The sequence below is a fragment of the Longimonas sp. genome, from assembly GCF_040409695.1.
Taxonomy (GTDB): Bacteria; Bacteroidota; Rhodothermia; order Rhodothermales; family Salinibacteraceae; genus Longimonas.
In genome coordinates this window covers 1-16,691 of sequence record NZ_JARWGJ010000118.1, presented here as the reverse complement: position 1 = coordinate 16,691, position 16,691 = coordinate 1, and the positions used below count along the sequence as shown (strand labels likewise).

15 protein-coding genes and 1 pseudogene are annotated in these 16,691 nt (G+C 58.3%); 10 read left to right on the top strand and 6 right to left on the bottom strand.

Translation table 11 applies throughout. From position 1 onward, the window contains the following. The first annotated feature begins 116 nt into the window (after nt 1–116). From atpD to PPP56_RS07395, 8 genes are all read left to right on the top strand, one after another. The gene (gene atpD, locus PPP56_RS07430) at nt 117–1,622 is read left to right on the top strand and encodes a F0F1 ATP synthase subunit beta (RefSeq protein WP_353563406.1); all 1,506 of its coding nucleotides are present in this window, start codon (nt 117–119) and stop codon (nt 1,620–1,622) included. Between the two features lie 57 nt (nt 1,623–1,679). Continuing rightward, the gene (gene atpC / locus PPP56_RS07425; protein ID WP_353563405.1) at nt 1,680–2,114 is read left to right on the top strand and encodes an ATP synthase F1 subunit epsilon; all 435 of its coding nucleotides are present in this window, start codon (nt 1,680–1,682) and stop codon (nt 2,112–2,114) included. A 301-nt stretch (nt 2,115–2,415) separates the two neighbouring features. Then, nucleotides 2,416–3,585, top strand: a complete 1,170-nt coding sequence (locus PPP56_RS07420; protein WP_353563404.1) for an alanine racemase — start codon at nt 2,416–2,418, stop codon at nt 3,583–3,585. Nucleotides 3,586–3,712: 127 nt separating this feature from the next. Next, nucleotides 3,713–5,374 (top strand): CCA tRNA nucleotidyltransferase, encoded by a 1,662-nt coding sequence (locus PPP56_RS07415; protein WP_353563403.1) that lies wholly within the window; start codon nt 3,713–3,715, stop codon nt 5,372–5,374. 238 nt (nt 5,375–5,612) lie between these two features. Continuing rightward, a complete protein-coding gene (locus PPP56_RS07410; protein ID WP_353563402.1) occupies nt 5,613–6,275 on the top strand; it encodes a PA4824 family protein in 663 nt (220 codons plus the stop codon). A gap of 106 nt (nt 6,276–6,381) precedes the next feature. Continuing rightward, complete coding sequence (mgtE, locus tag PPP56_RS07405) at nt 6,382–7,728, top strand: magnesium transporter (RefSeq protein WP_353563401.1); 1,347 nt, start codon at nt 6,382–6,384, stop codon at nt 7,726–7,728. A 211-nt stretch (nt 7,729–7,939) separates the two neighbouring features. After that, the gene (locus PPP56_RS07400) at nt 7,940–8,512 is read left to right on the top strand and encodes a hypothetical protein (RefSeq protein WP_353563400.1); all 573 of its coding nucleotides are present in this window, start codon (nt 7,940–7,942) and stop codon (nt 8,510–8,512) included. Nucleotides 8,513–8,564: 52 nt separating this feature from the next. Beyond that, a complete protein-coding gene (locus PPP56_RS07395) occupies nt 8,565–9,053 on the top strand; it encodes a DUF4174 domain-containing protein (RefSeq protein WP_353563399.1) in 489 nt (162 codons plus the stop codon). 24 nt (nt 9,054–9,077) lie between these two features. Here the strand turns inward: PPP56_RS07395 and PPP56_RS07390 are convergent. From PPP56_RS07390 to hrpB, 6 genes and pseudogenes are all read right to left on the bottom strand, one after another. Further along, nucleotides 9,078–9,290, bottom strand: a pseudogene (locus PPP56_RS07390) (ATP-dependent helicase C-terminal domain-containing protein); the annotation flags it as partial. 216 nt (nt 9,291–9,506) lie between these two features. Further along, on the bottom strand, nt 9,507–10,016 hold the full coding sequence (locus tag PPP56_RS07385) for a hypothetical protein (protein ID WP_353563398.1): 510 nt from the start codon (nt 10,014–10,016) through the stop codon (nt 9,507–9,509). 23 nt (nt 10,017–10,039) lie between these two features. Then, complete coding sequence (locus PPP56_RS07380; RefSeq protein ID WP_502912564.1) at nt 10,040–10,222, bottom strand: ATP-dependent helicase C-terminal domain-containing protein; 183 nt, start codon at nt 10,220–10,222, stop codon at nt 10,040–10,042. Next, nucleotides 10,219–10,737 (bottom strand): hypothetical protein, encoded by a 519-nt coding sequence (locus PPP56_RS07375; RefSeq protein ID WP_353563397.1) that lies wholly within the window; start codon nt 10,735–10,737, stop codon nt 10,219–10,221. The genes PPP56_RS07380 and PPP56_RS07375 overlap by 4 nt, the downstream gene beginning before the upstream one ends. A 23-nt stretch (nt 10,738–10,760) precedes the next feature. After that, nucleotides 10,761–11,648 carry a M23 family metallopeptidase gene (locus PPP56_RS07370; protein WP_353563396.1) on the bottom strand — a complete coding sequence of 296 codons (888 nt, stop codon included), beginning with the start codon at nt 11,646–11,648 and terminating at the stop codon, nt 10,761–10,763. Between the two features lie 1,075 nt (nt 11,649–12,723). Then, the gene (gene hrpB, locus PPP56_RS07365) at nt 12,724–15,240 is read right to left on the bottom strand and encodes an ATP-dependent helicase HrpB (protein WP_353563395.1); all 2,517 of its coding nucleotides are present in this window, start codon (nt 15,238–15,240) and stop codon (nt 12,724–12,726) included. On the opposite strand from hrpB, the gene PPP56_RS07360 reads away from it, so the two are divergent. After that, the gene (locus PPP56_RS07360; RefSeq protein WP_353563394.1) at nt 15,239–15,418 is read left to right on the top strand and encodes a hypothetical protein; all 180 of its coding nucleotides are present in this window, start codon (nt 15,239–15,241) and stop codon (nt 15,416–15,418) included. The genes hrpB and PPP56_RS07360 overlap by 2 nt on opposite strands. 192 nt (nt 15,419–15,610) lie before the next feature. Next, a partial coding sequence (locus PPP56_RS07355) for a DUF3857 domain-containing protein (protein WP_353563393.1) occupies nt 15,611–16,691 on the top strand: 1,081 nt, incomplete at its 3' end.

Genomic DNA, 16,691 nt, shown 5'->3' with positions numbered 1-16,691 from the left:
AAGCAATTGATGGGTCGCTCTGCTATGTTCATGGACGTGCCGCCTGCGCTATCTCTTGGCGCATCTGCGCGGTTGCGATGCGCTGCCGACCGAATCACTGGACTGACCATTTCCTCATGGACGTACAAACAGCAACAGACACAGGCTCTATCGTCGAAATCGTAGGCCCGGTGGTGGACGTAGAGTTCCCGCCGGATGCGGTGCCCGACATCCTCGACGCGCTCGTTATTGAGCGCGAAACAGGTGAGGATCTCATTCTCGAGGTCCAGCAGCACCTGGGCGAGCGCCGCGTGCGCTCCATCGCGATGGATACTACCGACGGCCTCCAGCGAGGTCAGGCGGTGAAACAGACCGGAGGTCCGATCTCGGTTCCTATCGGCGAATCCATTCGTGGGCGCCTGTTCGACGTAACCGGCCAGGCGGTTGACGGACTGCCGCAGCCCGAGGCCGATGAGCGCCGTGCCATCCACCAGCCGTCGCCTTCGTTCGACGAACTGGCATCATCGGTAGAGATGCTCGAAACGGGCATCAAGGTGATGGATCTCATCCAGCCCATTCCGAAGGGCGGTAAGGTGGGTCTGTTCGGTGGTGCCGGCGTAGGCAAGACCGTGCTCATCCAGGAGCTGATTAACAATATTGCGAAGGCGCACGAAGGCCTCTCGGTGTTTAGCGGCGTGGGCGAGCGCACCCGCGAAGGCAACGACCTGCTTCGTGAAATGCTCGAATCGGGCGTGATGACCTACGGCGAGGAGTTCGACGAGGTCATGGAAGAAGGCGGCTGGGATCTCGACAAGGTCGACATGGAGGCCATGAAGACCTCGAACCTGGCACTGGTCTTTGGCCAGATGAACGAGCCGCCGGGAGCGCGTGCTCGCGTTGGGCTCACGGGCCTCACCATCGCGGAGTACTTCCGCGATCTGGGGGGACGTGACGTGCTGTTCTTCCTTGACAACATATTCCGCTTCGTTCAGGCGGGTTCAGAGGTGTCGGCCCTCATGGGGCGCATGCCGAGTGCTGTGGGATACCAGCCTACCCTGGCCAGCGAAATGGGCGACCTGCAGGAGCGCATTACCTCCACGCAGAAAGGGTCGATTACGTCGTTCCAGGCGGTGTACGTACCTGCTGATGACTTGACTGACCCCGCACCGGCCACCACGTTTGCTCACCTCGATGCCACCACGGTGCTGTCGCGTCAGCTGTCTGCACAGGGCATCTACCCGGCCATCGACCCGCTCGACTCCAACAGCCAGATTCTGAACGAGCGTACCGTCGGGAAAGACCACTACCGCACCGCGCAAGAGGTTAAGCGCATTCTGCAGCGCTACAAAGAGCTGCAAGACATCATCGCTATTCTCGGAATGGACGAGCTCTCTGACGAAGACAAGCAGGCCGTGAACCGGGCCCGCCGCGTGCAACGTTTCCTTAGCCAGCCGTTCTTCGTGGCCGAGCAGTTTACGGGTACGCCCGGCGCATATGTCTCGATCGAAGAGACCATCCGCGGCTTCCGCATGATTCTGGATGGCGAACTCGACCATCTGCCCGAACAGGCATTCCTGCTGAAAGGAACCATCGAGGAGGTCATCGAAGCCGGCGAGAAGATGCTGGCTGAAGACGACGCGTAACGTTCATCCCTCTGGGCCGCCTCAGGCGGGGCGGCCTGGCCCTATCCCTCTGTTTCTATGGCCGACCAACTCCAAGTTGACATTGTAACCCCTGACGGACGCGCGTTTGAGGGCGAGGCCCGTGGCGTAAAAGCACCGGGCATCAAAGGGTCGTTTGAAGTGCTGCGCAACCACGCGCCCATGATCGCCGCGTTCGGCATCGGGCAGCTGGTTGTGAAGACGCAGGACGCGTACGAAGACCTCACGATAAGCGACGGACGCATCGAGTTTGCGACCAGCGGTGGGTTTCTGGAAGTGCTCGATAACCGCGTTATCGTGCTGGCGGAGACGGTTGAACCAGCCTCCGATATCGATACCGAGCGCGCCGAAGCCGCCGAGCAGCGCGCGCTACAGCGCCTGCGCGAGAGCACCTCGCCCGACGAGCGCGAGGAGGCGCAGGAGGCTCTCGACCGGGCCCGCAACCGCCTGCGCGTCTCTATGGGCGGCGTGTGATGAGCAGCATGTGATGCCAACTCCGCATGCTCCGGTGAAGATGGCGGTGTGGGATGGAGAAAAGAGGCCTCCACCCGTCTACTCCTACACGTACACGAGGCCGGCTGACAAAGGATGCCTGAGGCACCGCATCTATCTTTGACCAACCGCTACTTACCTGCGCTCATCTCGATTCTCGGGATGAGCGTTTTTGATGGAGCCCCCTCGCGCACGCTGTCATGCCCACCGCGAAATTCCCATACGGAGTCCACATGCGGGCTTTTGCCATGTTCACTGTTTTGCTAAGCTGCACCCTGTGTCTATGCTGATCGACGACCTTTCTACCCCCGCCCTGCTGGTTGACCTGAATCGCCTGACCGACAATATCGAGCGGATGCAGGCCAAAGCCGTTGACCAAGGGGTTGCGCTGCGCCCGCATGCCAAGACGCACAAGTCGCCCGACATTGCCCGGCGCCAGCGCGACGCAGGCGCTATGGGCCTGACCGTCGCGACCGTCGACGAGGCCGAGCAGTTTGTTGAAGCAGGCTTCACCGACATCACCATTGCGTACCCGATGGTAGGGCGGCACATGCATGAGCGGATTCGGGCCCTGCGCACCCGGGCTACGATCCGCTTCTGTGTGGACACGCTCGAAGGCATCGCGCAGGCTGCAGCCGCCTACACGGCAGACGACCCGGTTGAGGTGCTACTCGAAATCGACACAGGGCACGGGCGCTGTGGCACCGCGCACAATAGCGATGCGACTGTCTCCTGCGCGCGACATGTTATCGAGGCATCATCGCTGCGGCTGGCGGGTGTGCTTACGCATGCGGGGCAAGGATACAGCGGTCCACAGAACGGCGAGACGCCTGAGGAGGCGCTGCGCCGCGCATCCCACCAGGAAACCCGCCGCATTCTGCACGCGGCGGCACGAATCTATGAGGAGGCGACACCGCAGGTGCCGAAAGACGCGTTCATCGTGAGCATTGGGTCGACGCCAACGATGCGGTTTTTTGAGAACGCCGAGCACGAGGGCCTGCGCATCACCGAAATACGTCCGGGTAACTACGTGTTTTACGACGCCATGCAGCAGAGCCTGGGCGTGTGCCCGCTCGACCACTGCGCGCTTACGGTGTACACACAGGTCGTAAGTCGCCACCGGGCGCCCAACGGCACCGAAAAGGTGTTTTTGGATGCGGGAAAGAAGGTGATGACGACGGACACCGGGCCGCGGACTACGGGGTTTGGGGTTCCGCTCTACAACGCAGCGTACATGCGCGAGCATCCGCATGCACAGATTACGAATCTGTCGGAGGAGCACGGCTGGATGCAGGTGCCAGGCGGGGCCACGATGGGCGTGGGCGACCGGCTGCGGGTGGTGCCTAACCATGCGTGTGTGACCGTGGCTACGCAGCCGGTGCTGTACGCTGTAGATCGCGACGAGGTTATGGATACGTGGCCGGTGCTGCAGCGCCAAGCGCAAGCGACGTAATGCAATGCTGACCTCTTAAAGAGACAGGATGATGTGCACAGACGCATTGCGCGAACGTTTGGGGGGTTGATGCGTGCGCTTATTCTGCATTCGCATTGCTTGTGTTCGTTAACCTGCTCGTGGCTTCATGACCACCTCGCTGTCTCCCTTACTTGATGATCGTTTGTATGCCGACCTGCTTGTGCGCATCGGCGAAATTGCGAAGCACGAAGGCATTGAAGTGTATGCGGTAGGAGGACTCGTGCGCGACCTGCTCCTCGATCGCCCTACGACCGATCTGGACTTCATGACGGTGGGAGAGGGAACAGGTATTGCGCTGGCTGAAGCGGTAGCGGACGATCTGGGCGGTACGAAGGCCCACGTGTATCCGAACTTCGGTACAGCTGCTATTCGGCTGCCGGCGCCGTGGGCACCTGGCGTTGACGAAGACGCCGACCCGCTTGTGCTGGAGTTTGTGGCCGCTCGCAAAGAGAGCTACCGCCGCTCCTCACGCAAGCCCATCGTAGAAGACGGCACGCTTGAAGACGACCAGCACCGCCGCGACTTCACGATCAACGCGATGGCGATACACCTGCATCCCGACCGCTTCGGGACGTTGATCGACCCGTTCGACGGGCAGCGCGACCTGGACCGCGAGACGATCGACACGCCCCTCGACCCGGTAGAGACGTTCGACGACGATCCGCTGCGGATGGTGCGCGCCGCGCGGTTTGCGACGCAGCTCGCGTTTCGGGTGTCCGACCGCGTATTCGAGGCGATGAAAGACCGCGCCGACCGCGTCAAGATCTTGAGTCAGGAACGCATCACCGACGAGCTCAACAAGATTTTGCTGTCCGATACGCCTTCGATCGGGTTCAAGATTATGGAGGCGACAGGCATTCTGGCGCATCTTCTTCCGCTCGTACAGCGCCTGAAGGGTGTAGAGCAGCGCGACGGACGCGGCCACAAAGACAACTTCTACCACACCCTCAAGGTGCTCGACAACCTCGCCGAGCGCACCGCCGACCGCGATGACGAGAACGTATTGTGGCTGCGGTGGGCAGCGCTCTTTCACGACATCGCCAAGCCCGACACCAAGCGATACTCCAACCAGGATGGCTGGACGTTCCACGGGCACGAGCACAAAGGGGCACGTATGATCCCGGACATCTTCCGGCGTCTGAAGCTGCCGATGGATGAGCGCATGCAGTACGTCAAAAAGCTGATCTACCTGCACCACCGTCCCATCGCGCTGGTCGACGAGGACGTGACCGACTCTGCCGTGCGCCGCCTGCTCTACGAAGCGGGCGACGATGTCGACGACCTGATGACGCTCGTGCGCAGCGACGTGACCTCGGGCAATCCGCATCGCCGTCGCCGCTACCTGCGGGCGTTCGACCGCGTGGAAAAGAAGATGGCCGAGGTTGAAGAGAAAGACCGCTTGCGCAACTTCGAACCGCCCGTCGACGGCTACGAGATCATGAAGACGCTCGGCATCAACGAGGGCGTAGCCGTGGGCATTGCCAAGACCTGGATCCGCGAGGCGATCTTAGACGGCGCCATCCCTAACGAGCACGACGCGGCGTTTGACTATCTCATGCAGATCAAAGATGAAGCGCTGCGGCGCGGTGAGCTGTTTGAGACGATGATCCACCGGCTTAGTGGCCCCGAGCGCCGCGCCACGGGTGCGATCAAAGAAGCCGTCTTTGAACACGACTTGCCGGATGACGAAGACGACGCGCTGGCGTATTTGGAGGCTGTTAAAGAGGATACATTAGCGCCTGTTACGGATAAAGCAACGGGAAATTAGGTAGTGTCTGACAATGTAAGCACACAGCCCACGGGGCCTTTTCAGGGGCTTCCTAATGCTCTCTCGCCAGTGGATCCACGCTATCCTGGTTGTCGTTTCTGCTTCCTGCAATTTTACATTTTGCTTTTGTCTGATACGGCACAACTTGCTTACGTTATGAATAATTGTTCTCAATATTGAAAGTAAGTAGAGCATGTACGCGCACAAACAGGGAGCGCTGAGTATATTTGCATGCATCATGAGTCTTCTTCTGTCGGGAGTGGTCGGGACCGCCTCGGCCCAACAGGTGCTTGTTGACGATTCCGAAATCACACCACCACGCTCGGCCCAGCTTGAAGTTTGGCACGGGTGGCAGGAATCATGGATTCTCCCTTCTGTTCATCTGATCCCACGTCTGGAGCTATCCGCTGGCACGGCTTTCGTACGGGAGGAAGAAAGTAGCCTGCGCAGCAATGAATACGGTATTGAGGGGAAAGCCTCCATTCTTGACCCTGAAACAGCTCCTATTGGGCTGGCGGCAGTTGCCGGAACAGGGATAACGCGCCTGGGCGTGCCCAAACGAGCCCCAGAGACGATCTATGCATTCGTGCCTGTCAGCCAAGAAGTCATTGATGATCGTCTTACGGCCTATCAAAATATGGGATGGGCACGGGAAGAGGGTGGGCCCGATGTATTCACCTGGGGGATCCGTTTCGATCTTACCCCTATCGACCGGTTTACGCTCATCGGAGAAGTGTTTGGAGAAGGTGAAGGTCCCCTTGCATTTCAGACCGCTCTGCGCACGGAAATCATTCCGGATCGCCTGGAGATCGACCTCTCGCTTACACGCGCGGAGTTTGCCGAGGACACCACGTACTGGGTGACGACAGGGATTACTCTGGTCTCTCCACCGATGTATTAGGGGCCACCAGATAAGTGGTGCAGCAGAACCAAGGGTATATCCTGCCATCGCGAGGCGTCATCTTTCTGTTCGATATGTTGCGCTACAGACCCTTAAAACGAAATCTATGTCGTATATCGCTGTAAAGCCTGAGATAGAAGAGCTCATCGAGGCTCGGAAATGGGATGCGCTGCAAGAGGCTCTTACCGACTGGCCCGCAGCCGAGATATCGGAGCTGCTCATGAGCCTTGACTCGGTCGAGCGCGTCGTGGTCTTTCGGGCGCTGTCGCGCCGGAAAGCTGCCGAGGTGTTTAGCTGGATGGACCGTGATGACCAGGAAGCGCTCCTGTACAATCTGCAGGAAGACGATACCCGCAAGCTGCTGGCTAACCTGGCGCCCGATGACCGGACGCGGCTGCTTGAAGAGCTGCCGGCTACCGTGACGCAGCGCATGCTGAGCCTGCTTAACAAAGAAGACTTAGCCGAGGCACGCGAGCTGCTGGGGTACCCGGAAGAGAGCGTAGGACGCCTCATGACGCCTGATGTAGTGGCGATCCGTCCGGGTTGGACCGTTGAAGAGGCGCTCGTGCATATCCGGGAGAACGGCAAAGACAGCGAAACGCTCAACGTAATCTACGTGGTCAACGACGACGGAAGCCTCGTTGATGACTTCCGGGTGCGGCAACTGCTACTGGCCGACCCGGAAACCAGCGTGCGCGACCTGATGGATGAGGCATTTGTTGCGCTCCAGGCCAGTGCCGACCAAGAAGACGCCATCCAGGTCTTTCGCGACTACGACCGCGTTGCTCTGCCCGTAACCGATTCGGAAGGCGTGCTTTTGGGCATCGTCACGGTTGATGATGTGCTCGATGTAGCCCGCGAAGAAGCCACCGAAGACTTCCACAAAGGGGCCGCGGTGAGTCCGCTGCGGCAGGGCTACCGCGAGTCAAGCATCTGGTCGCTCTTTGGAAGCCGCGTAGGCTGGCTCTCCATTCTCATTCTGGTCAACCTGGTCTCCTCGGGCGTGATAGCGGCCTACGAGGAAACCCTGGAGGCCGCTATCGCACTGGCGTTCTTTATCCCGCTCTTGATTGACAGCGGCGGGAACGCGGGGGCCCAGTCGGCCACCCTCATGGTGCGGGCCATCGCAACAAAGAACGTAGAGCTGTCGCAGTGGGCCAAAGCCTTTGGTAAAGAGATTGCCGTTGGCATACTCCTTGGCGTGGTCATGGGACTTCTTAGCGCCGTGCTGGGCATCTTTCGGGGCGGGCCTGAAATCGGGCTCATCGTAGGCCTTGCTATGGTTGGCATTATCCTGGTCGCCAATCTCGTGGGCACGATTTTGCCCTTTATCCTGACGTACTTCGACCTCGACCCGGCCGTGGCCAGTGCACCGCTTATCACCACCATCGCGGATGCAGCGGGGCTGCTGATCTACTTCTCAATTGCCGCTGCCGTACTTGGGTCAATTTAGGTGGAGGCTGAGAGCCTTCTGTGACGTACAGACCGCCGGACAACATGTGCTCGTCAATCGAGCAGGAGCCTCGCACGCGGGCCCGACGTAACTTTTGGGAGCGGTGCGCAGTTTAGAACAGTGCTGTTGGGTGCAAAAACGTATTGTTGGATCGCCAGCACCTGGCATCTTCATGCCCCTGTTTATCCCTGTTGTCTCGAACGTCTGTTGCATGAGCACAACCGACAAATCACCGCTATCCGATGCTCCCGCCTCCACTAAGGTTGCTACGCTGGCGCGTCTGGCTGCGTGGCTTGTGCGCGGCGTGGGGTGGTTTGCGGTCGGCTCGCTGTTGGCCGGACTCGGCGCCTGGTGGGTGCTCTTCGGCGGATGGCCCACGCACGGTTTCGCGCAGCTGCTCGCGGTGGGGCTGGGCGGACTCCTGCTCCTTCCGGCTGCCGTGCTTGCGCTCTTCTACCAGGGACTGCGCGACCTGATGGCGCTGCCTGAGCGCATCCGCAACCAGATCGAAACCGACAAGGACGCAGCCGCCGATACCGCTCGCGCAATGATGCCAGAGAAAAAGGGCAGAAAGAAAGGCAGTCGGCTGTGGCGGTTCGTGAAAGGCATCTGGGCGCTGCGCACGGCGATTATGGAGAGCAAGGGCTTGCTCATTCGGTACGGTGCGATGATCCGGTTTGTAAATCCGTGGTCGATGCTCGCCGTGCTGGCCGCTACCGCAGCGACCGTTGTGCTGGGAGCGTTTGCGCTCGTGGGGGGCATGCTACGCTTGCTGCTCGGGTAACCGTATCTTCTTCATAGGCTCCAACAACTTCATGAGTCTCAATAACGGCCCGATGTCCCGTCTTTCCGCCGTGCTCGCCGGCGCTGCCCTGCTTTTGCTTGCCTCCGCGCCCTCTGTCGCATACGCCGCATTGCCTGCTCTGCCTGATACCACCACCTTCGATCTCGACGAGCACCGGTGGACACACCGTCCACTGCTCATTTTTGCACCGAGTGATACGAGCGTGGCGCTTACCAGCCAGCACGAACGCCTCGATCGCCAGCACGACGGACTCCGCGAGCGCGACATGATCGTCGTAACGCTGCGTGCCAGCGGCACCAGCACCTATGAGGGTACGCCGCTCCATGCCGACACTGCTGCGCGCCTGCGTACCCGGTTCGAGGTTGCACGTAATGCCTTTCGGGTGCTGCTTATCGGCAAAGACGGCACCGAAAAACGTCGCTACGACCAGGTGACCGCCCCAGAAACGATCTTTCAGGTCATCGACGCCATGCCCATGCGCCAACGCGAAATGCGCCGCGACAGCACCGATGCGAAATAGGGCAGTTCCTTATCGTTCTGGGCGTCACTCCGGCCGCACGCGGTGGGTGGCTGTTGCGCGATAGGGATCGTCGGGCCAGTAGTGCTTGGGGTAGCGGCCCTTCATCTCTTTCTTAACCTCGAAGTACGTCTCGTCCCAGAAGTGGGCCAGGTCTTGGGTGATCTGCACGGGACGCTGGGCTGGGGAGAGCAGATGCAGCGTAAGCGGTACGCGTCCGCCCGCGAGGCGTGGCGTGTCGGTGGCTACTAGGATCTTCCAAAACAAAAGAAGAGGGCCCTGAAAGAAGCGAACGAAGACGATGACGTATGCCTGCGGGAAAGAATCTCTTTCTCTCCCTTTTCGACTAAGTTTGCATCATTGCCTTCACGAGAGTAGCCAACTAAATTGAAAGATGTAGCGAAGATGCTTAATAGAGGTAAAGTGCTTGATGTACCACCCAACCAATTGAAATAGTCAAAACATGAGATGGCGCACCTCCGTGATCGTGCCCTCATCATCAAATCGCACTTCAAGGTAGTAATAGTCACCGTAATCCAGTCCGATTGCAGTGGCTTCTGCCTCATTGAGTGTGTTCATCAGTCCGTACGACTTTGGAAACGCGGATTCAATTGAATCGATATGGTTTCCGACTTGCAGTTCAAATCCTTCCAAGCAGAGGGTATGGGCTGATGTCTTGACGTTTATGCGCTCAACCTTCTCATCTACGAACGCGATCATGAGGTCGTCTCCATATCTATACTGCGTTTCTGTTACATCGGCTAACTCAACATAGTATTCCTCGATGTCCTCAGGATCACCCAGGATACTTGTGACATCGGAGACACTATCGCCATATGTAATCTCACTGTTTAACCAGACTTGCTCCGACTCCACGGTGTCGAATGGGGGCTCCTGCGCCCAAGCGATTGCCGGTAATAGCAAAAGCAGAAAGATCGTCCCGTTCAATTTTGATCTGGCCTCCATAACGGTCTGCGATACAGTGAATTTCACTTAGGCCGCACGCGGTGCGTGGCTGTTGCGCGGTAGGGGTCGTCGGGCCAGTAGTGCTTGGGGTAGCGGCCCTTCATCTCCTTCTTGACCTCAAAGTACGTCTCGTCCCAGAAGTGCACCAGGTCTTGGGTGATCTGATATTTCGACGGCGCACACGACGACACATTGGTGTATGTCAAAAAATGCGCTGACGGATTTCAGAAACAGTATCTTCCGCATCAAAGACAACGAGCAAAAAGTCATGGTCACCAGCCCCCAGGCCAATGATCATTGCTGTTGCGTCGTTATCCATATAGCTGTGTGAATTGGGAAACGAAGAGGCCACTGATGTCATCGAATCGCCGACCTGAAGCTCGGCTTCGCCCAGTGACAACACGTAGTTAGAAGATGCGATTTTGAAGCTGTGCAGATTGTCGTCTATGAACCTGAATTCCGAGCCATCAGCGTAGATGTACTGCACCTCTGTCTTTTTGTCCATCTCAAGGTAGTAGTCCCTGATATTTTCGGGGTCACCGAATGCTGATGTCAGATCATTGACACTATCGCCGTACGTGATAGCCCCACCAATCTCTACTGCATCTCGATCGATGGTATCAAATGGTGGAGACTGTGCCTGAACTACGCAAGGAATAAAAATTACTACAATAAAGAATAATTTTTTTAGCATCATTGCAGTTGCTTTATTTGTTGGCATAAAAAACTAAAAAAGTTAGCACCCTATTTACACGACTCCTTTACACTTCCATCACTATTAAACTTTGTAGCAAGATAAGATCCAGGATCAAGCTTGCTTAAAGATTCATTTTTCTTAAGCCTCCCCTTGATATGAACATGAGGTATTATTTTTGTTCTTGTTTCTTCATCGTTAGCATTGCCTGTTTCGCCAGATAATCCGATTTGATCACCGGCTTGTACAATATCTCCTACATCCACCTTTACAGAGTTGAGATGTGCATATGTCAGTTGTATCGTTTCTCCAACAAAATTAGTCTCTATAGTCACTGTATTGCCGTAAGAATTCCTTGCATACTCGCCTGGATCGAAACTCTCTATTGTATGAACTACTTCGCCGGAATAAGCAGAAAATAAGTTTGTGTTAGGCTCCATTCTAATATCGATTCCATCATGAAAACGTTCTCCACCATTTCGGGTATGTCCATACTGTCCACCTGGATAATTCCATCCACCAGACGGAGCTATCTCTGGATTCGCAACCGGATCTCCCAGACATAGAGTTTCTTCTTCATCTTCCTCCTCGTCTGGCTCACAGTAAAACGGTGGGTTATCGCTCTCGCACGGATCAATCGGCTCGCAGTCTGATCCCGGCTCGGGAATCAGTTCAGTACACGTACCCCCATCGGAACTGCCTCCATCGTCTGGGCTTCCACCGACATCGCTCTCATCTGGATCGTCTGGCCAGGGTGATGATTCACTACCACTTCCATTGTCCCCACTACTTCCACCTGACCCGCCTTCATGACAGATTATGTCGACATGCTGTTCGTGCTTGCAATCACTCCCCGTGTCATTTCCCCAGCAAATGGTAGTATAGTCGACCTGTATGAAACAGGTCGATTTGCTCTGTGATGCTTCAGCCTCATCCATCACCTCTCGAGCTGCTTGTTCCAGACCTATGTCTAAAATTTGCTCGCGAGCAAGGTCAGCTGCTTGATCGGAATCTGGTATCACACAATGCATGTATCGCACCCCTTCAGATGCATTGTCTTCGTCAATGCCAACCTGAACACGGTGTTCAACTCGACGTGTATCGGTACCTGCTTCCTCAACCACCGACTCTGGAAAGTGCAGATATTTGCTATGAAAGGCCACCTCATCCGAGTAAGGGCGCGAGGCTAAGTAGCAGCCGTAGGCCGAAGCCCGCGCATTATCCTTCGGCGCGGGCTCTCCGGGCGCAAGCAACGTGGCTCCCGTTGGCATCGGATCCAGCGACAGATCCAGTGAGTCTGCCAGCACCGGACCGCTAGACCGCGAGTCATCCTCATCCAAAGCACTCATGGTATGATCGCATCCTGCGACCACAAACACAAGGAGGATGACTCCAAGCAGCGAGACGGTGTTCAGAGAAAAAGCACGCGTACAGTGAGAGTTAATACAACGACTTAGATTAGGCCGAGTGCGGGCTGTCGAATCTCGGTCCACACCCGAACCGGATTGAGATGTCATGAGAATAAAAATTAAACCTGACGAGCACGATAAGAAAGGCGCCCTGGTGGTGAGTATGCTCCTTATATAATGAATGGAGCACCACCGAAAAGCTGTATCGCCTCGTACAGACGACGATCAAGAACAGCACACATACAGAAGAGCGGTGTCAAAACGCACCTATAGCATAACCCCCCCCCTCAGATCTTCAAGCTATTTGCGTGTAATTATAATGAAGATGGGTATTTCAACATACACGGCCCCTCCAACCGATGAGGTGAGGAACTGATATGCAACGCGAAATCGGGAAGAGACCACGTCCGGTCATACCGGCAAGAAGCAGGGTCTAAGTAGGCCCGCAAAAGTATCTTTAATTATGTCATTGCGAGCGGAGCGACGCAATCTTGTGCTATCGAACCAGGCGGCACCGCCCAGGTCGAGGGCATGAGATCGCCACGTCAGTCGCAGGGCTCCTTCCTCGCGATGACAAGGTGTAAACATAGTTTTATTGAGCTACTTAGTCCGGCCGCACGCGGTGCGTTGCTGTTGCGCGATAGGGATCGTCGGGCCAGTAGTGCTTGGGGTAGCGGCCCTTCATCTCCTTCTTGACCTCGAAGTACGTCTTCTCCCAGAAGTGCGCCAGGTCTTGCGTGATCTGCACCGGACGCTGCGCGGGCGAGAGCAGGTGGAGCGTGAGCGGCACCGTGCCCCCGGCAATGCGCGGGGTATCGGTCGCGCCGAACATCTCCTGCAGACGCACCTTGAGCGCAGGGGCTTCTGGATCGCTGTAGTCAATGGGGCGGTTCTGTCCGCTGGGCACGGTGAGATGCGTGGGGGCCAGGTCGTCGAGCTGCTCGCGCTGCTCCCACGACAGGCGCTGCTTGAGTAGCTCGTGCAGGTTGAGGCGGTTCAGGTCGCCGGTGCGCCGCATGCCGTACAGGTGCGGCATCAGCCAGTCGTCGAGCGCGTTGAGCAGGTGCTCGTCGGAGGCGTCGGGCCAGTCGTCGAGATGGTGATGCACAAACACGAGACGCTGCTGCAGGCGGCGGGTGCCTTTGCTCCATGGCAAGAGGTCGAGCTCGGTATCGGCAACGCCGGTGCACAGTGCAGCAGCGAGCTGATCGGCAGGCGGGTCGGAGAGGGGACCGTCTTTGAGCGTCAGAGCGCCCAGGTTGTGCTGCCTGCGTGCAATCACACGACGGGCCTGCGCATCCCACTGAACCATAGTATCGTGACGGATGAGGGCGTCGAAAAATGTGGTGAGGTCGTCGGCGGAGATGGGCGCGGCCAGGCGAATCTGTGCGGTGCGGTCGCGCCCGGCCACGTGAGCGCAGGCCAGGTAGTCGGATTCGGAGAGCAACTGGGCATGCGGCAGTGCGGCGGCCTGTCCGTTGGCAAGACGAAAGCGATCGGACGACCCGTCGTGCCGCTCGGCGATGCGGTCGGGGTAGGCGAACGCGGTGAGCAGGCCGCAGGCGGTGGCGTCGCTGCGCGCGTTGCGGGGCACCCCCAAACGACGACGCCAGTGCCCGGCCATCTTCTGCACGCGGCGGAGGGTGCCACGCGCCAGACGACTCTGACGCAGCGCATTCGGCAGGTGGGTTTGTCCCTCGCGAGCGCGCTGCAGAATGTCAAGTCGCAGACGCAGATCGGCATCGGGCGCCTCGCCGCGTCCGCGCACGATGTCACGCTCGCTCAAGAGCGCAGCCACATCGCAGGCAGCGGCCTCGTAGCCCAGGTCCTGCGCCCGGCAGAGCATGTGCGCCAGTCGGGGGTGAATGCCCATCGCCGCCATCTCGCGCCCGTGGGATGTGATGGTGCCGTCGTCGTTGAGCGCGCCAAGGCGCTGAAGCAGATCAACGGCTTGCTGCATGGTGCCTGATGGCGGCGGCGTAAGCCAGCTCAGCTCATCCGGGTCGGCAGTGCCCCAGGCGGCCAGTTCCAGCGCAAGCGGCGCCAGATCGGCGTGCGCAATCTCGGGCGGCGTGTGCTCGGTGCGATGCATGTGCGTGTGGCGCGTCCACAGCCGGAAGCACACGCCCGGCGCCGTCCGCCCGGCTCGCCCCGCACGCTGATCGGCAGAGGCTTTCGAGATAGGCACCGTCTTGAGCTGCGTCATGCCGCTGTTCGGATCGAACTGGGGCGTACGACGCTTGCCGCTGTCGATGACCACGCGCACCCCGTCGATCGTGAGGCTGGTTTCAGCGATGGGTGTGCTGAGCACGATTTTGCGTTCGCCCGCCTCGCTCGGCGCAATGGCACGGTCTTGCTCGTCGTGCGGCAGATTGCCGAAGAGCGGATAGACGTTGACATGCGGGGGCAGTCCGCGCTGCTTGATCTGCCGCTCTACGCGCTTAATCGAGGCGGCGCCGGGCAGAAAAACGAGCATGTCGCCCTCGGTATCGGGCAGCGCCTCCATGATTTTGTCGGATACGTGGGGTTCGATGTACCCCTCCGGACGCCGGTCGGCATAGTGGATGTCAACCGGATATGTGCGTCCTTCGCTGGTGATGCGCGGCGCATCCCCCAGAAGCTCGGCCACGGGCCCCACATCGAGGGTGGCCGACATAACGAGGAGCCGCAGATCGGACCGCAGCGACTTGTGCACGTCAAGGGCCAGGGCGAGTCCGAGATCGGCGTGCAGACTGCGCTCGTGAAACTCGTCGAAGATGATGGCGCCGACCTCTTCGAGAAACGGATCGTCTTGAATCATGCGGGTGAGCACGCCCTCGGTGACAACCTCCACGCGCGTCTGGCGGCTTACCTGCGTATCCATGCGCACGCGGTAGCCGATGGTCTGTCCGACAGATTCGCCCCGCTCCTGCGCCATGCGACGGGCGGCGGCGCGAGCGGCCAGGCGGCGCGGTTCGAGCATGAGGATGCGCTGATCGCCCAGCCAGTCGGCTTCAAGGAGCGCCGGCGGCACGCGGGTCGTTTTGCCCGCACCGGTGGGCGCTTCGAGCACCGCGCGAGGCGTATCACGCAGCGAAGCGCGCAGCTCGGGCAGCACATCGTCGATCGGGAGGGGCGTCATGCGTGGCGGTAACCGTTCGTTTGAGATCCAGACGGTCTACCTGAACGGGGGAGAAACGCGATTTGTTGGAGAGCTTGCACGGCGAGACCGCCAAGAGAACACCCATGCTGGCTTTGATCTACTGACCTGCCAAGAGAGCTACCGTCCGATGACTCGTTCGAAAGCACGTGAGCAGTAAAAATGTGCTACTACGAAGGCTCAAAAACTACAAACCGCGCATCAAAAGCATTACATATCTATCCCGCGCCACCAAACTTTGACTTTTTTGTCACACTTTAATACTTTAGATCGAAAGGTTGCTCCTCAATACTGGAACGCCTCTCACATCATACATTGTCTTGTTTCGTTCAAAAATTAGGGCAGCATCGATATGCCGCGCACGCTACGCCACTTTCGCACCCTTTTTCTCGTCTCTCTTATTTGCAGCGCAGTAGGGCTTCCTACGAGCAACGCACAGAACATAGAAGTCCCCGATGAGCCCGCTGAGTGGGGCGAGGTATCTGTCGATGTGCTTGAGATGGACCACTATCCCGCCGACTCCAACGCAACGGCGGTCATCTTGTCCGACTACGGCGAGACCTCGTTTCGGCCAAACGGGCGCCTGGCGTTTGAACGGCATCGCCGCGTCAAGATCTTGAGCGAAGACGCTTACGACGACTGGGGTACGGTCGAGATTCCGTATTATGCTGCAGACGGCACTGAGCGGGTCGACCGCATTGACGGACAGACGATGGTGCTCGGAGCGGACGGCAGCGTAGAGACGTACGAGCTCGACAGCGACGACGTCTTTGAGGAAGACATCGACGGAGACTACGAGCGTATCACGTTCACGCTACCTAATCTGCAGCCGGGTGCTGTCATTGAGTACTCGTATCGCATCCGCTCATATCAGCCTCGGTTTCTGCGCTCATGGGCTTTCCAGGCGACGGAGCCTACGCTCTACAGTGAGTACGAAACCAGCATTCCTGAGGTGTTTGAATACGTTTTTCTCTCCCAGGGTGAACATCCGTACGCTGTGGAGGAGGACGACCGGATCAACTTTGGTCATAACTTGCGGGCCACGAAGCACCGGTGGGTCATGACGGAGGTGCCTGCCTTGCGCGAAGAGCCCTTTATGACCACGCTGGAGAATTATCGCTCTAAGATCCGCTTTCAGCTGCAGGCTGTAAACCTTCCGAACCGGCCGCGGACGCCTGTTATGAGTTCGTGGCCCGAGCTGGCTGAAGACCTGTTAGACCATGACAACCTGGGCGATCAGATTGGCGACCACCGTTCGGTGCGTGAGGAGGCACGTTCTATTATTGACGGCATCGAGGACCCGATGCAGCAGATGAACGCGATCTATGATGCCGTAGCCACGTCGATGAGCTGGAACGGGATGCGCAGAGTCTACACAGGCAGCGATCTTGACGATGTGCTGGAGCGACGCAGCGGAACCAGTGCAGAGATTA

Bases quoted from the DNA above. Each gene is read 5' to 3' on its own strand.
- mgtE (WP_353563401.1), top strand. From the start codon at position 6,382: ATGTCGTATATCGCTGTAAAGCCTGAGATAGAAGAGCTCATCGAGGCT.
- PPP56_RS07385 (WP_353563398.1), bottom strand. From the start codon at position 10,016: ATGGAGGCCAGATCAAAATTGAACGGGACGATCTTTCTGCTTTTGCTA.
- PPP56_RS07370 (WP_353563396.1), bottom strand. From the start codon at position 11,648: ATGGATGAGGCTGAAGCATCACAGAGCAAATCGACCTGTTTCATACAG.
- PPP56_RS07360 (WP_353563394.1), top strand. From the start codon at position 15,239: ATGCGTGGCGGTAACCGTTCGTTTGAGATCCAGACGGTCTACCTGAAC.
- PPP56_RS07395 (WP_353563399.1), top strand. From the start codon at position 8,565: ATGTCCCGTCTTTCCGCCGTGCTCGCCGGCGCTGCCCTGCTTTTGCTT.
- PPP56_RS07415 (WP_353563403.1), top strand. From the start codon at position 3,713: ATGACCACCTCGCTGTCTCCCTTACTTGATGATCGTTTGTATGCCGAC.
- PPP56_RS07375 (WP_353563397.1), bottom strand. From the start codon at position 10,737: ATGCCAACAAATAAAGCAACTGCAATGATGCTAAAAAAATTATTCTTT.
- hrpB (WP_353563395.1), bottom strand. From the start codon at position 15,240: ATGACGCCCCTCCCGATCGACGATGTGCTGCCCGAGCTGCGCGCTTCG.
- atpD (WP_353563406.1), top strand. From the start codon at position 117: ATGGACGTACAAACAGCAACAGACACAGGCTCTATCGTCGAAATCGTA.
- PPP56_RS07420 (WP_353563404.1), top strand. From the start codon at position 2,416: ATGCTGATCGACGACCTTTCTACCCCCGCCCTGCTGGTTGACCTGAAT.
- PPP56_RS07400 (WP_353563400.1), top strand. From the start codon at position 7,940: ATGAGCACAACCGACAAATCACCGCTATCCGATGCTCCCGCCTCCACT.
- PPP56_RS07410 (WP_353563402.1), top strand. From the start codon at position 5,613: ATGAGTCTTCTTCTGTCGGGAGTGGTCGGGACCGCCTCGGCCCAACAG.
- atpC (WP_353563405.1), top strand. From the start codon at position 1,680: ATGGCCGACCAACTCCAAGTTGACATTGTAACCCCTGACGGACGCGCG.